The sequence below is a fragment of the Amycolatopsis eburnea genome (genome assembly GCF_003937945.1).
Lineage (GTDB): Bacteria > Actinomycetota > Actinomycetes > Mycobacteriales > Pseudonocardiaceae > Amycolatopsis > Amycolatopsis eburnea.
The window spans coordinates 67,941-82,529 of the sequence record NZ_RSEC01000021.1; the positions used below are offsets into that span (position 1 = coordinate 67,941).

14 protein-coding genes are annotated in these 14,589 nt (G+C 69.3%); 8 read left to right on the forward strand and 6 right to left on the reverse strand.

Annotation, left to right across the window (positions count from 1 at the left end):
• Nucleotides 1–11: 11 nt before the first annotated feature.
• The 3 genes from EIY87_RS04215 to EIY87_RS04225 all read left to right on the forward strand — a co-directional run bounded on the left by EIY87_RS04215 (nucleotide 12) and on the right by EIY87_RS04225 (nucleotide 2,793).
• Nucleotides 12–971 (forward strand): electron transfer flavoprotein subunit alpha/FixB family protein, encoded by a 960-nt coding sequence (locus EIY87_RS04215; protein WP_125306322.1) that lies wholly within the window; start codon nucleotides 12–14, stop codon nucleotides 969–971.
• A gap of 158 nt (nucleotides 972–1,129) precedes the next feature.
• Nucleotides 1,130–1,912, forward strand: coding sequence for a GNAT family N-acetyltransferase (locus tag EIY87_RS04220; RefSeq protein WP_125306323.1), 783 nt, complete (start codon nucleotides 1,130–1,132; stop codon nucleotides 1,910–1,912).
• Entirely contained in the window at nucleotides 1,909–2,793 is an 885-nt protein-coding gene (locus EIY87_RS04225; protein WP_125306324.1) for a lysophospholipid acyltransferase family protein, read from the forward strand. Before EIY87_RS04220 ends, EIY87_RS04225 begins: the two co-directional genes overlap by 4 nt.
• A gap of 49 nt (nucleotides 2,794–2,842) precedes the next feature.
• On the opposite strand, the gene EIY87_RS04230 is transcribed toward EIY87_RS04225, so the two are convergent.
• Nucleotides 2,843–3,745, reverse strand: coding sequence for an NADP-dependent oxidoreductase (locus EIY87_RS04230; protein WP_125306325.1), 903 nt, complete (start codon nucleotides 3,743–3,745; stop codon nucleotides 2,843–2,845).
• A 143-nt stretch (nucleotides 3,746–3,888) separates the two neighbouring features.
• On the opposite strand from EIY87_RS04230, the gene EIY87_RS04235 reads away from it, so the two are divergent.
• From EIY87_RS04235 to mnmA, 4 genes are all read left to right on the forward strand, one after another.
• The gene (locus EIY87_RS04235) at nucleotides 3,889–5,172 is read left to right on the forward strand and encodes a helix-turn-helix transcriptional regulator (protein ID WP_125306326.1); all 1,284 of its coding nucleotides are present in this window, start codon (nucleotides 3,889–3,891) and stop codon (nucleotides 5,170–5,172) included.
• A 44-nt stretch (nucleotides 5,173–5,216) separates the two neighbouring features.
• Nucleotides 5,217–6,584, forward strand: coding sequence for an MFS transporter (locus EIY87_RS04240; RefSeq protein ID WP_125306327.1), 1,368 nt, complete (start codon nucleotides 5,217–5,219; stop codon nucleotides 6,582–6,584).
• A gap of 64 nt (nucleotides 6,585–6,648) precedes the next feature.
• Complete coding sequence (locus EIY87_RS04245) at nucleotides 6,649–7,845, forward strand: cysteine desulfurase family protein (RefSeq protein ID WP_125306328.1); 1,197 nt, start codon at nucleotides 6,649–6,651, stop codon at nucleotides 7,843–7,845.
• A gap of 4 nt (nucleotides 7,846–7,849) precedes the next feature.
• On the forward strand, nucleotides 7,850–8,941 hold the full coding sequence (gene mnmA / locus EIY87_RS04250; RefSeq protein ID WP_125306329.1) for a tRNA 2-thiouridine(34) synthase MnmA: 1,092 nt from the start codon (nucleotides 7,850–7,852) through the stop codon (nucleotides 8,939–8,941).
• 7 nt (nucleotides 8,942–8,948) lie between these two features.
• On the opposite strand, the gene EIY87_RS04255 is transcribed toward mnmA, so the two are convergent.
• From EIY87_RS04255 to EIY87_RS04275, 5 genes are all read right to left on the reverse strand, one after another.
• Complete coding sequence (locus EIY87_RS04255; RefSeq protein ID WP_225439693.1) at nucleotides 8,949–10,148, reverse strand: DUF222 domain-containing protein; 1,200 nt, start codon at nucleotides 10,146–10,148, stop codon at nucleotides 8,949–8,951.
• Between the two features lie 282 nt (nucleotides 10,149–10,430).
• Nucleotides 10,431–10,883, reverse strand: a complete 453-nt coding sequence (locus EIY87_RS04260) for a GNAT family N-acetyltransferase (protein WP_125306331.1) — start codon at nucleotides 10,881–10,883, stop codon at nucleotides 10,431–10,433.
• 11 nt (nucleotides 10,884–10,894) lie between these two features.
• Nucleotides 10,895–11,296: a GNAT family N-acetyltransferase gene (locus EIY87_RS04265; RefSeq protein ID WP_125306332.1), complete on the reverse strand. Its 402-nt coding sequence runs from the start codon at nucleotides 11,294–11,296 to the stop codon at nucleotides 10,895–10,897.
• Nucleotides 11,297–11,374: 78 nt separating this feature from the next.
• Nucleotides 11,375–12,418 (reverse strand): MBL fold metallo-hydrolase, encoded by a 1,044-nt coding sequence (locus tag EIY87_RS04270; RefSeq protein ID WP_125306333.1) that lies wholly within the window; start codon nucleotides 12,416–12,418, stop codon nucleotides 11,375–11,377.
• Between the two features lie 104 nt (nucleotides 12,419–12,522).
• Nucleotides 12,523–13,347: a phospholipid scramblase-related protein gene (locus EIY87_RS04275; RefSeq protein WP_125306334.1), complete on the reverse strand. Its 825-nt coding sequence runs from the start codon at nucleotides 13,345–13,347 to the stop codon at nucleotides 12,523–12,525.
• 134 nt (nucleotides 13,348–13,481) lie between these two features.
• Between EIY87_RS04275 and EIY87_RS04280 the strand changes: the two genes are divergently transcribed.
• On the forward strand, nucleotides 13,482–14,519 hold the full coding sequence (locus tag EIY87_RS04280; RefSeq protein WP_125306335.1) for a uroporphyrinogen decarboxylase/cobalamine-independent methonine synthase family protein: 1,038 nt from the start codon (nucleotides 13,482–13,484) through the stop codon (nucleotides 14,517–14,519).
• The last annotated feature ends 70 nt before the right edge of the window (nucleotides 14,520–14,589 follow it).

A 14,589-nucleotide genomic window follows, 5' to 3' on the forward strand; every position in this document is an offset into this window, starting at 1 on the left:
GGAACAAGAACATGGCTGAAGTACTCGTCCTCGTCGACCACGTCGACGGTGAGGTCAAGAAGGTCACACTCGAGCTGCTGACCGCCGCCCGCGCGCTCGGTGAGCCGTCGGCCGTCGTCGTCGGCCCGACCGGGACCGCCGCCAAGGCGAAGGAGGCGCTGGCTTCGCACGGCGCCGCCAAGGTGTACGTCGCGGAAGGCGACGACGCCGCGAACTACCTGGTCACGCCGAAGGTGGACGTGCTCGCCGCGCTCGCGCAGCAGGCGTCCCCGGCTGCCGTGCTCGTCACCGCCAGCGGTGAGGGCAAGGAGGTCGCCGCCCGCCTGGCCGTGCGCCTGGGCTCCGGCCTGATCTACGACGCCGTGGGCGTCAACGGCGACGGCGTCATCGATCAGTCCATCTTCGGTGGCGCGTTCTCGGTGAAGTCCAAGTCCGCGAAGGGCGCGCCCGTCGTGTCCATCCGCCCGGGCGCGGTCGAGGCCGAGCCGGCCGAGGGCGCGGCGGCCGAAGAGACCGTCGAGATCCCCGCGGTCGACGCGGCGAAAGCCACCAAGATCACCGGCGTCGAGCCGGTGACCGGCGGTGACCGTCCGGAGCTGACCGAAGCCTCGATCGTGGTCTCCGGTGGCCGTGGTGTCGGCTCGGCGGAGAAGTTCGACGTCGTCGAGAAGCTGGCTGACTCGCTCGGCGCGGCCGTCGGCGCGTCGCGTGCCGCGGTCGACTCCGGCTACTACCCGGCGCAGTTCCAGGTGGGCCAGACCGGCAAGACCGTGTCGCCGCAGCTGTACATCGCGCTCGGCATCTCCGGCGCGATCCAGCACCGCGCCGGCATGCAGACGTCGAAGACGATCATCGCCGTCAACAAGGACCCGGAGGCGCCGATCTTCGAGATCGCCGACTTCGGCATCGTCGGCGACCTGTTCAACGTCGCGCCGCAGCTGACCGAAGCGGTCGAGAAGCGCAAGGGCTGATCCAGTACTCGAAAGGGCCTCCCGGGACGTCCCGGGAGGCCCTTTTCGCGTTTTCGGGACCTGAGAGAAGCCTGAGAACCCGCCATTAACTGAACGTGCACCAATCGGTCATCGGATGGCACTCTCCGAGGCTTCCTACGCGCGGGTACACCTTGACCATGACGACGTCACAGCTCCTCGTCAGCACTGATCAGGCGGGTGTCGAGCTTCCCGCGGACGCTCCCCGGTACTCCCTCCTCGTCGCCCACGCGAACGACGAAGTGGTCGCCGCGCAACGCCTCCGGCACCGCGTTTTCGCCGAGGAAATGGGGGCGCGGCTGCACTCGCTCCGGCCCGGTCTCGACGTCGACGAGTTCGACGAGTTCTGCGACCACCTAGTCGTCCGCGACGACAACACCGGCGAGATCGTCGGCTGCTACCGGATGCTGCCGCCCGACCGCGCCGCGCGGGCCGGGAAGCTCTACGCCGACAGCGAGTTCGACCTGGGCGCGCTCGACGCGATCCGGCCGCACCTGGTCGAAACCGGCCGCTCGTGCGTGCACCCCGACCACCGCAGCGGCGCCGTCGTCAGCCTGGTCTGGGCCGGGATCGCCCGCTACATGCTGCTGTCCGGCCACCGGTACCTCGCCGGCTGCGCGTCCGTCCCGCTGGTCGACGGCGGTTCCTTCGCCGCCGGCGTGTGGGACCTCCTGCGCACCAAGCACTACTCGGACGAGGCCACCCGCGTCTCGCCGCTGATCCCGTGGGACTCCTCGGGGATCGAACGCCCGGCGCGCGCCACGCTGCCGCCGCTGATCAAGGGCTACGTCCGCCTCGGCGCCAAGGTCCACGGGCCGCCCGCGCTCGACGCCGACTTCGGCGTCGCGGACTTCTTCGTCGTGCTGGACCTGCACAACGTCGACGAGCGCTACCTGAAGTTCTTCCTCGGGACCCAGGGATGAGCCACGCCTGGATGCCGACGTCGCCCTGCGGCGACGGCTGCCTGACCGACGGCGACGCGGTCGTCGGCCTCCCGCGCCGGGTCCTGCGCTTCGCCGCGGCGATCACCGCCGTGCTCGCGGCGCTGCTGTCGGCGCCGCTGCTGCTGGTGCCGTGGGGCCGCGAACGCCGGATCCGGCTGATCTTCCGCGGCGTCCTCCGGGCGTTCGGCGTCCGCCTGGACGTCCGCGGCGGCGAGGACTTCCTGACCGCGCCCGCCGGCCGCGGCGCACTGGTCGTCAACAACCACATCTCGTGGCTGGACATCGTCGCGATCAACGCCCTGCGCCCGATGCGCGCGCTGGCCAAGAAGGAGATCGCGGGCTGGCCGGTGCTGGGCGGCCTGGTCCGCCGCGGCGGCAGCATCTTCCTCGACCGCGAGCGGCTGACGACGCTGCCCGCCACGATGGCGTCGCTCGCCGACGCGCTCCGCACGGGCTCGCTGGTGAGCGTCACCCCGGAGGGCACGACCTGGTGCGGCCTGGCGTCGGGCCGGTTCACGACGGCGACGTTCCAGGCGGCCATCGACGGCGGCGTCCCGGTGCGCCCGATCGCGCTGCGGTACCGCCTCGCCGACGGCCGCGAGACCAGCCGTCCGGCGTTCATCGGCCCGGAATCGCTGATCGCGTCCCTGCGGCGCGTGGCCGCCCTGCGCGGCCTGGTCCTGGAGGTCCACATCTGCCCGGAGATCGCCCCCGGCCGCGCGGAAAACCGCCGCGAGCTGGCGGCCCTCGCCGAGGCGGCGGTCTATTCCGCGCTGGGCACGGTCCAGATCCCCGCGCAGCAGCGCCGCCGGACCGCACGTCGTCAGCCGGCGCCCCTGGCTTCGCCTCCCGCGAAGTGATCCGGGCCCTGTCGCCGCGATCCGGCGACAGGCCCGGATTGGCCGGGGTTCAGCCGACGGCGATCGTGAGCTTCCCGCCGGGGTGCCCGCCCTCGCTCTCGACCTGCGCGGCGGCCGCGTCGGCGAGCGGGTAGCTCTTGCCGTGCGCGAGACCGACGCCGTGGCCGGTCACCCAGCCGGCGATCCCGGTCAGCACCTCGCGGCTCTGCTCGCCCCCGCTGGAGAACGTGATCCCCAGCTCGAAGGCGGCCGCGTCGGCGATGGTGACGACCCGGTCCTTCGTGCCCCGCAGCTCGACGGACCCGGGCAGCACCCCGTGCCCGGCGGCGTCGAACACGGCGTCGACCGGCCCGGGCGCGGCCTCGCGGACGCGCACCTCCCAGCCGTCGCCGTAGAGCACGGGAACGACGCCCAGCGACTTCAGGTCGTCGAGGCTGCGGCTCCCGCCGGTCCCGATGACGGTCACCCCCTGCGCGACGGCGACCTGAGCGGCGAACCGCCCGACGGTGCCGCTCGCGCCGTGGAGCAGCAGCGTCTCGCCCTCACGGACGCCCAGCAGCCCGAGCACGCGAAGCGCGGTCTCCCCGGCGACCGGCAACGCGGCGGCGTCCGCCCACGAAAGGCTCGCCGGCTTCGGCGCGAGCGTCTTCGCCAACGCGTACTCGGCGTAAGCGCCGGTCTCGGACCAGCCGAACACCTCGTCGCCGACGGCGAATTCCGCCCCTTCACCGACGGCGTCGACGACCCCGGCGACCTCGAGACCGGGCGTGTGCGGGAAGGCGACCCGGAAGTTCTGCTGCATGAAGCCGTTGCGGATCTTCCAGTCGATCGGGTTGACACCGGCGGCCCGCACGGCCAGCCGCACCTGCCCCGGGCCGGGCTCCGGCACCGGCACCTCGGACAGCCGCAGGACGTCCGGCCCGCCGTAAGCGGAGAAGGTGATCGCTCGCATGGTTCTTCGGCACTCCTCGGTTTGGTGAGATTTCTTCTTCCAGTCAACTCGCCCCAGCAGCCCCGCCGAACCACCCGGACGAGCAGTGTTCACTAGCCGGACGAGCAGGCCGCCCGACGGCGGACGCGCCTACCTTGGACGCCATGGACGCATCCTGGTCGGACCCGCAGCACGTGCTCGACGTCGTCGACCGGGTGCTGTCGGTCCCTCGGCCCCAGTTCCTCAGCCGGTTCTCCACGGAACTGGGGCGGCTGATCCCGCACCGAGCTGCCGCGATGCAGACGGGCGACTGCCCCCGCAGCCCGCTCAAGGTCGTCGGCGACGAGACGATCACGGCGACCGTGACGAGCGTCGAGCTGCAACGCCTGGTCGACCGCAGCGAGCCCGGCAAGGCTCTGGTCATCGACGGCCACCTCGGTGGAACCGAACGTCGCATCGTCCTGCTCGCCTCGACCCCGGCGATCGGCAAGGGCGCCGTGCTCGCCGTGGTGCCGGAGGCCGGCGAGCTGCACGCTGTCGATCTGGAACTGGCCGCGCAGCTGTGGCACATCGTCAGCACGGACGCCGCCCAGCGCGCGACCGACCCGGGCCCGGACGTCCTGGCCAGCAGCCTCGCCGCGGCCTCCGCCCGCGCCCAGGCGATCACCGACCTCGGCCAGACCCACGCGGCGACGTTGGCCACGCTCCTGGCAGTGCTCCGTTCCGGACGCCTCTCCGACACGGCCGCCCGCCGCACCGCGGTCGACCTCGCGGCCGACGCGCTGCTCGAGCTCAAGGGCGTGGTCGACCGCGACCAGGTCCTGTCCGTCGAACCGGCCGACGCGGCCTTCGCGGTGTTGAAGACGCAGCTGGCCGACCTGGTGCGCCACACAGAGGTCGACGTCGACCTGGCCGACCCGATCGGCGACGCGTCCCTCCCGCAGGACATCGCCCACACAGCCCGCACCCTGACCCGCGGCCTGGTGCTCGCCGCCTTGGACCGCCCGGCGACCACCCGCCTCCGAGCGTCCTGGCGCCTGGACGGAACAACGCTTCGTATAACTGTCCGTGACGACTGCCCGGAGGTCGCCGACGCGATCCCGGCCCGCGGCCTGACCGACCGCCTCACCGCCCTGGGCGGCCACTGGGAGGTCGACGCGGTACCCGGCTGGGGCACGACGATCACGGCGGTCCTCCCGCTCGGCGTGGCCGAACCGCCGGAGCTGCGCCCGCTGGACCGCCTCAACCCGCGCGAGCTCGAGGTCCTGTCCGGCATCTCCCAGGGCTTGCGCAACCGGCAGATCGCCGAACAGCTGCAGCTCAGCGAGCACACGGTCAAGTTCCACGTCCGCAACATCCTCGAGAAGCTGAGCGTGACCTCCCGCGGCGAGGCCGCCGCCCTGGCCCGCGACCTGCCCCTGGACCCGGTGACCCACCGCACGGCCTGAGGCGGCTTGACCTCCAGCGGGCTGGAGGTTGCACGCTGCTGATCATGGCCTCGACGATCGACTCCGCACCCCGCCGCCGAAGTGTGCTGTGGAGCGCGGAACACCGCCTGACCACGATCGCGCTGCTGCTCGTGGTCACGTTGGTCGCTTTCGAGAACATGGGCGTGGCGACGGCGATGCCGACCCTGGTCGCCGACCTCGACGGCCTGGCGCTGTACTCGTGGCCGTTCATGACCTTTCTCATTGCCAGCGTGGTCGCCACGGTCCTGTCGGGCCGCATCGGCGACCGCCGTGGCCCGGCACCGGCGTTGCTGGCCGGCCCCGCGCTGTTCGCGACCGGCCTGATCGTCGCGGGAGCGGCGAACGGCATGCCGGTCTTCCTCCTCGGCCGAGCCCTGCAGGGTTTCGGCTCCGGCCTGCTCCTGGTCTCGATCTCCCTCCTGATCGCGCTCACGTTCACCGACCACGAACGCCCGGTCATCTACGCGGCCAACGCGGCAGCGTGGGTCCTGCCGGCGGTCATCGGCCCCTCGGTCGCCGGCCTGGTGACGGTCAGCATCGGCTGGCGCTGGATCTTCCTCGGCCTGGTCCCGCTCGTGGCCATCGGAGCGGTCATGCTCCTGGTGGTCGTCCGACGACTGCCCACGCACACACCCGCCCTCGACGGCCGCCGCGCGAGCGTGCCCCAGGCGGTCATCGCCGCCCTCGGCGTCGCGGCCCTGACGTGGGCGGCCCAGCACCACTCCCTCCTCTCCCTCGGCTACGGCACGCTGGGCCTCGTGGCCCTGGCCTACGCCCTGCGCACCCTCCTGCCGGTCGGAACACTGACCTCCCGCCCAGGTCTGCCGACAGTCGTCGCTTCGCGCGCCCTGATCGCTGGCGCGTACGCCGGAATGGAGGCGTACCTGCCACTGACGATGAGCGCTGTCCACGGCTACAGCCCCGCGCTCGCCGGCCTGCCCCTGACGATCACGGCGTTGGGCTGGTCCGCGGCATCGGCAGCCCAAGGCCGGTTCCTCAACTGGTCGAGGGAAGCCTCCCTGCGCACAGGATTTTGGCTGGTCGCGGCGGGGCTCGTCTGCTTCGGCCTGGTCTCACAACCGTGGTGCCCCGCCTGGCTAGCGTTTGTGGCCTGCGCGGTCGGTGGCGCCGGCATGGGGATCGCGATGCCCGCGATTTCGGTTCTTCTGCTGCGCTACTCACCCGCAGGTGAACGCGGCTTCAACACGTCAGCGATGCAACTCGCGGACTGGGTGGGCTCCGCCCTGCTGATCGGCTTGGGCGGCGTCCTGCTCGGCGTGGTCGGCTCGGTTCTCAACCCGTCGCCGGCGATGGCCCTGCTCACCCTCGCATTGGCGGCGTTGGCGCTGCTGGGCGTCCGGCTGACTGGACGGTGGCCGTCAAAGGTGTGACAGCCCACTTCGACGGCCAGGGTGGGCTTGGTCACGCGCTGGAGCGGACTACCCTGGTAGAGCGATGACCTATCTCGACCACGCGGCAACCACTCCGATGTTGCCCGAAGCCATAGCGGCGATGACCGAGGCGCTGTCCACCGTGGGCAACGCCTCCGCGCTGCATTCTTCGGGCCGCCGGGCTCGGCGAATGGTCGAGGAAGCCCGCGAAACCATCGCTGACGCGCTGGGCGCTCGTCCCTCCGAAGTCATCTTCACCGGCGGTGGCACCGAGAGCGACAATCTCGCGATCAAGGGCATCTACTGGGCCCGCCACGAAGAACGCGAGCAGCGCCGTCGCGTCTTGTGCGGTGCCGCGGAGCACCACGCAGTGCTCGACACCGTCGAGTGGCTCGAAGCCCACTGTGGCGCCGACGTCGTCTTGCTCGACGTCGACAGTCAGGGACGCGTCTCACCTGACGTCCTCCGTGCGGCCATCGCCGAGGAGCCCGACAACGTGGCGCTGGCGACCGTGATGTGGGCCAACAACGAGGTCGGCACGATCAACCCGATCGCCGACCTGGCCGCAGTATGTGCCGAGTTCGAAATCCCATTCCACACGGATGCGGTGCAAGCCGTCGGTGCAGTTCCGGTGGACTTCGCCGCCAGCGGCGCAGCGGCCCTGACGCTGACCGGGCACAAGCTCGGTGGTCCGATCGGAGTGGGAGCGCTGTTGCTCGGACGTGACGTGACTTGTGTGCCTCTGCTGCACGGTGGGGGCCAGGAACGCAACGTCCGTTCCGGCACCTTGGACGTCCCCGCCATCGTGGGTTTCGCCGCAGCAGTTCGAAGCAGCGTCACCACACGGGCTGACTACGCCAAGCGTGTCGAGGGACTCCGCGATGAGCTCGTCGAGGCTATCCAGCGCGAAGTTCCCGACGTCGTCCTCAACGGTGGGGACGGCGAGAGGCTGCCCAGCCACGCTCACTTCACGTTTCCTGGGTGTGCCGGCGACAGCCTGCTGATGCTGCTCGACGCCAAGGGCATTGAATGTTCGACGGGATCGGCGTGCACCGCCGGCGTCGCCCAGCCGAGCCACGTGCTGCTCGCCATGGGGGCGGATCCGGCCGCGGCCCGCGGTTCCCTTCGTTTCTCCCTAGGACACACATCCACGGCTGCGGATGTCGAGGCAGTGGCCGCCGAGATTGGCGGAGTCGTCCTGCGCGCACGGCAGGCCGGCCTAGCCGGAATGCGCAAGCAGACCCAGAAGCAAGAGGTGTAAGGCAATGCGGGTTTTGGCCGCGATGAGCGGAGGAGTGGACTCGGCAGTCGCCGCAGCGCGTGCGGTCGATGCCGGGCACGACGTCGTCGGCGTGCACCTGGCGCTGTCGGCCAAACCGGGAACGTTGCGAACTGGTTCGCGTGGGTGTTGCACGATCGAAGACTCGCACGATGCCCGGCGAGCCGCAGATATTCTTGGCATTCCCTTCTACATCTGGGACTTCGCTGAGCGATTCACCGAGGAGGTCGTCGAGACATTCGTCGGTGAATACGCCGCCGGCCGCACCCCTAACCCGTGCGTGACCTGCAACGAGAAGATCAAGTTCGAAGCTCTTCTCGAGAAGGCGATGGCGCTCGGCTTCGACGCGGTCGTTACCGGCCACTATGCGCGCCTTTCGGTCGTCGACGGTGTGCCCGAGCTGCGCCGCAGCGCGGACAGCGGCAAGGACCAGTCCTACGTGCTCGCCTCCCTGACCGCGGAACAGCTCAGCCACGCCATGTTCCCCCTCGGCGACTCCTGGAAGTCCGATGTTCGAGCCGAGGCAGAGCGGCGAGGCCTGTCCGTTGCCAACAAGCCCGACAGCCACGACATCTGCTTCATCCCAGACGGCGATACCAAGAAGTTCCTGGAAGACCGTTTGGGGCAGCGTCCCGGCGAGCTCGTCGACGCGGAGACGGGTGCGGTGCTCGGCCGACACACCGGCGTGCACGGATTCACGGTCGGCCAGCGCAAGGGCCTGGGGATCGACGCTCCGGCGCCGGACGGTCGTCCGCGGTACGTCTTGTCACTCGAACCGGTGTCCGGCTCCGTCAAGGTCGGACCTGCCGCCGAGCTCGGTGTCAAGGTGATCGAGGCTGATCGGGCGATCTGGCCCAGCGGCAACCCATTGACCGAACCGACCGAGTGCGTGGTCCAGGTCAGGGCTCACGGAGGCATTGTCGACGCGGTCGCCGACGTGGACTCCGAGACCATGACAGTGCACCTGCGTGAGCCGCTCCGCGGAGTCGCCCCGGGCCAGGTCGTCGTTCTCTACCGGCCGGATTCCGAAGGCGGGGACGTCGTCTTGGGCAGCGCGAAGATTTCCGGTACTCGCTGATCAACCGTCACTTCCGAGTCTTCTTTCGGCTTCGGTTACCCCGCCGTTGCTCTGGCTGGATCGACGGCGGCGTCGTCGAATGCACCTGCCCCGCCGGCGTCGCGACGTTCACGGTGCCATCCGAGGTGACTTCGTAGTCCCAGCCGGGTTGTCTCTTCAGCCGGCGATGTCGTGAGCAATAGGTGACCGGCTGCTCCGCCGTACCTTCGACTCCGCCCACGGGACGTGTCGCCTCGATCCCGCAGTTCTGTGCAGGACGTGTGCACCCCGGCTGCCGGCATTCCTGGTCCCGGACCCGGATGAACTCGTCCTGGTGGAGGGGATAGCGCGTCGGCGAAAGTTCGAGTGCCTGGCCGGTGCGCGGGTCGGTGAGAACCCGTCGCAGTGCTGTGTTGGGTCCGCCGATGATGTTGCGAGCCACCGCAGCGGCGATTGGCCCGCGACCGGCCAGAGCCGCCGGTGTTTCGCTGAGGCCGAGGTAGGTGTCGAGGTCGATGTGCAGGAAGACCTCGGTGCGCTCGCTCGGGCCACCCGCGCCGCTGAGCAGCAGATCCATGGCCACGTCGGCGCGGAGCTGGTCCAGGGAGCGAGCTTCTTGCGGAGTCTTCAGCGCTCGCGCGGCCCGATCGATGCGGGCGTAGGCGGCGGTCGCCTTCTCGGTGGGCGCGTTGTTGACCGAAATGTGGGTCACCCCGGTGTCCTGGTGGTGCAGCGCGAGCCGCCGCTCGATGAGTTTCTGCTCGGTGCGGAGCGCCGCGCCTTCCGGGTCGGCTTGCGCGGCCGCGTAGGTCGCCGCTCGACGGACCTGAGTGGCGTTCCTGCCCGGGACTCGGTCCTCGAGCGTCGCATCGACAGTGCCTATGTGCTCTTGGGACAGCCAGGCCGTCGCATCGGTGACCTTCATGGCACGGTAGAGATCGAGTCTGCCGTCGTCCATGAGGTTCAACATGCGGGGAAGTCGGACGATCAGTGCGCTGGCAGCCGAAACGATGGCTCTGGCGCGATGTTCGGTTATGGACAGGGCAAGTGCTACTTCCGAAGCCGCGCTGGGCTCACGTCTCCGACGCACACTCAGATTCGCGATCGCTCTCAGCTGAACAGCTTGCAGCTTGGAGATCTCCGCGTCGGTATCGCGGATGAGGTCGACGACTTGGTCGTCTTTCATGCGCTGCAACGATTCCGGGTCACATCGGACCGAGCGCAGCATCGTGGGGAGTCTGTCGTCGTTGCTCGTGGAGTCGGTTGCAGTGACGAGCTTGCGTACTGGTTGCGAAGGTGCCATGTGTCCGACCGTACGACGGCTCGCCAGAAAAGTCATCGAAAGGGCACGAACGGTCCGTTCGTGCCATTCATCGCTTGACGTAGTGCATTTAGTTCGGAATGGTTCTCGTGTGCGGGCGTTCGCCTTCGGTGTGCAGGAGGCGACTTGGGCTACTTTGTGTCCGGAGTGGACAGAATGAAGATTGGTCGGCGGTGTGGGTGGTATTGCTCAGAGCTTGAGCTTGAATCCCGTGTGGCTTGGGGTGAAGCCGAGGCGTTCGTAGAAGCGGTGCGCGTCCGTCCTGGAGGTGTCGGACGTGAGCTGTACGAGTGCGCACCCGCGCCGCCGCGACTCGGCAATCGCCCACTGCACGAGTTCGGCACCCAGCCCGGAGCCGCGGTGATCCGAATGAACCCGTACGGCCTCGATCTGACCGCGAAGCGCGCCTCGCCGGGCGAGACCGGGGATGATCGTCAGTTGCAGTGTTCCGACCGGCTCGTCGTCGGACGCGACGACGACCAGCAGCTGATTGGAATCCTTGGCGATTTCGTCGAATGCGCGCAGATAGGGGTCGAGGTCGTCAGGGTCGTCTCGGGTAGCGCCCAGCTGGTCGTCCGCCAGCATGCGCACGATCGCACCGACGTCCTCGCGTCGTGCTCTGCGGATCACGTATTCGGTCACGACGCCCAGTATCACAGCGCGCGGGTGAAGCCTTGATAGCTGTGCTCGAAACCGAAGCGTGCGTAGAACTCTCGCAGATCACCGCGGGTGAGGCCGGATTCCAGGTGGACACGAGCGCAGCCTCGTCGGCGGGCTTCGTCGATGCCCCAGGTCAGAAGCGCACTCGTCACGCCTCGTCGGCTGGCGCGGATGCCTTCGAGCAGACCGCGGGTCGCGCCGTTCCACGAGAGTCCTCGAAGCACCGTCAGTTGTGCGGTTCCGACGACACCGTTGTGATCCTCGGCCACGACCAGCGAGACGTGAGGGGTGTTCATGAGCTCACGGAGTGTCGCTGCCAACGGCTCATCGGGCGCGCCGAACAGGCGCTCGAGCGCCTCGATGTCCGTAGTGCGGGCGCGTCTGATGACATCCATTTCACCCAGTATGCAGGACGCTCGGGCATAGCTGTCGCTGTTACAGGGTGGCTACTCCCGGTGCTGCCTACGCGATCATCAAGCTACCGTGTAGTGCCGAACGCCGTCGACGACCTGCGTGGTCAGTTTTCCTTGCGACGCCAGCAGGTCGAGGTGAGCGGCGGTTTCCAGGACCGCGAGCATCTGGTTGAACGAGTCCATTTCGGACAGCTTCCGGTTCCGTCGGGTCCAGCCGACCCGGTGCGCGGCTTCGTTGGCGGTGGTCGCACCGGCCGCGATCTGTGAGCCCATCGTTTCAAGTCGCTGCCGATGATGTTCCAGTAGCTCGTCCACTCGTGTGTGCACGCTGTCGGACACGGGGCCGTGTGCAGGAAGCATGCGACGGTCCGGCATCGCGCGCACCAGACGGAGGGAGTCGATGAAGTCGTTGAGCGGCAACTCTGCGGGAACGGGCTGGAACCCGATCGAGGGTGTGATGTGCGGCAGCACGTGGTCACCGGAGAACAACAGTTCGGCAGTGTCGTCGACGAAGACAACGTGCCCAGCCGTGTGTCCGGGGGTGGCGACGACGTCGAACTCGCGGCCGGGCAGGATCGGCCGCCGGCCTGGCGTCAGCCATTCGTCGGGCGCCTCCCAGAGATCGGCTTCCGTGTGGCGCCGGTTCGTGCCGAACTCCCGAGCGAGCGCTTCGACGACTTCGGCGGCGCCGGCCTGAAAAAGGAGATCGACCTGGGCCTCCATCGGCAACCGGTCGGGATTGCCCGATGCCTTGAGCGATGGTTCCTCGTCCTGGCCGAGGGCGATCTTCGAGCCGAACTCGCGGCGGAGGACGACAGCCTGCGAATAGTGGTCCCGGTGCACGTGCGTGACCAGGAATTCGCTTACGTCAGCGAGCTCCGCGCCGATGCCACCGAGGGCATCCGCAAGCTGTTGCCGAGCCACGCTCAGCGCCCAACCCGAATCGACCAGGACGAGCTTCTCGCCATCGGTGACCGCGTAGACGTTGACCGCGCGCAGACCGTCGTTCGGCAGCGGCAACGGGATCCGGTAGACACCGGCCGAGACCTCGTAGATCCCGGGCTCGGTCCAGCTCCTGTCGCTGCTTTCCGGCAACGGTTCCACGGTGACCTCCGTCCCGGCGAGACTGCGGCGTCCCGGCCCTTCTTCACATTGAGCCGTGCCGGGCCCGCTGTCCACCTGGAGAAGATGAGACACCGGTCACTCGATCAGTCGGTGTCCTGCTTCAGCGCGGTGTCGATCGTGAGCGCCGCGGCGACGACCATGCTGGCGAGCGGATCGGGCAGAGGGTGGGGGATCTCCACGACGTAGTTGTCAGCCGTCGTGAAAGCGGCCTTGATGAAGCCGCCCCACGTCTTCGTCACCCGGGCCACCTCGGTGCCGGCGTGGTCGCGGATCGAGAAGTTCCAGGCTCGCCAGTTCTCGGCGAAGATCCCGCCGACCGAACGGCCGTCCACGATGAAGCCGAAGCGGATCTTCCCGAAGACGTTCTCCTGCACGATCTCGCCGATCGGGGTCTCGTCGGCCCGAGTGACCAGGAATCGTGACTTGAACACCTTCGCGGGCCGGGTCACCTTCAGCACCGTGCTGTGGTTGGCGTCGCGGACCTCGAACTTGTGGGTCAGGAACTGGTCGTACTTGGTCAGGAGCCGGATCGCCTTCTTCAGCGTGCTCTGGCCGACTTCCACGACGCCGCCGAGGCGGTTGCCGTTCTGGTCGAAGACGCCGAACTCGTTGGCCATCTCGATCAGCTTGGCGCGTTGGTTGACCACCAGCACCGGCTCTGTGAACAGGGTTCCACCGCCATTGCGTGCCGCGCCGCGGCCGCGCGTCGCTCGGGAGACCTGGTCCTGGATCCGAGCGGGATCGTGGCCGCGTTCGATGTCGAGCTCGATCGGCGTCGAGTCGCTCGGCGGTGGTGCCTGGTAGGCGGGCCGGGTGTTGGCGGTCCAGGCCTGGCCGTCCCACCAGCGGTGCAGACGGGGGTCCCGCGCGTCGGGATACCAGCCCGGCTGCGGTGGCGAACTCGTCATGGCCGGTCAGCCTATCCGCGCGGGCACGCTCGTGGCGGCGGTAAACGGAAATGCGGCGAATGTCCGCATCGAGGCCGGCTGTCGAGGCAGCCCGGTCGGTGCCGTCGGCGGGTGGTCGACCAGAATCGGTGGTCGTGAGTGAGCGACTTTGGCCCAGCGGTGCCGCGACGGCGATCGGTTCGATGCCGGGCACCGATCCCGCGGAAGCGGCCGCCGTCGTGTTCGGCGAGCTGCCCGACTTCCCGCACCTGCCCGAGCTGCCGGCTCGCGGTGTCGGGGCCGACATGCTCGGCCGGACCGCCGCGCTGCTGGTCGACTTGGCCGTCGACGTCGTCCCGAGCGGGTATCGCGTCGCGACCCGGCCTGGTCATGACCACCGCCGGGCCGTCGACCTGCTTCGCTGGGATCTCGACGCCGTGCAGGAGGCACGGGAAAAAGCCGGGGCCACCCCGCCTGTCTTCAAGGTCCAGCTCGCCGGGCCGTGGACCCTCGGTGCCGGAATCGAGCTGCCGAGGGGCCACCGGGTGCTCACCGACCACGGGGCTTTGCGGGATTTCACGTCATCCCTGCTGGACGGGCTCGCGGGCCATGTCGCGGAGGTGCAGGCCAGGACCGGCGCGCCGGTGGTCGTCCAGTTCGACGAGCCGTCGTTGCCCGCCGTTCTGGCCGGCGGCCTGTCGACACCGTCCGGCTACGGGAACGTCCCGGCGGTGCCGGAGCCCGAGGTCCGTGACCTGCTCACCACCGTGATCGAGGGCGCCCGCGGGATCACCGGCCGGCCGGTGATCCTGCACTGTTGCGCCGGCAAACCACCGCTCGGCCTGCTGCGCAAGGCTGGCGCGGACGCGCTGGCCTTCGACCTCGCCGCGCTCGACGGTGCGTCCGCTGCCTTCCTCGACGAGATCGGCGAGGTGTGGGACGGCGGGGCGACCCTGTTCCTGGGCGCAGTCCCCGCCACGGGACCCGCGTCCCCGCCGAGTCTCAAGGACGTCGGCGAGCCCGCCTTCCGGTTGGCCGACCGGCTCGGCTTCAACCGCAGCGTCCTCGCGGAACGTGCCGTGCCGACCCCTGCATGCGGGCTCGCCGGCGCGACGCCGGAATGGATGCGCCGGGCGCTCTCCCTCACGCGTGATCTGGGCAAAGCCTTCGTGGAGCCGCCTGAAGGCTGGTGACGGAATCCGGCAACTCGCCGACGTCCGCGCCGCCCGGCCAGTAGCGTGTCGGGTAGCCGACCGAACGAGG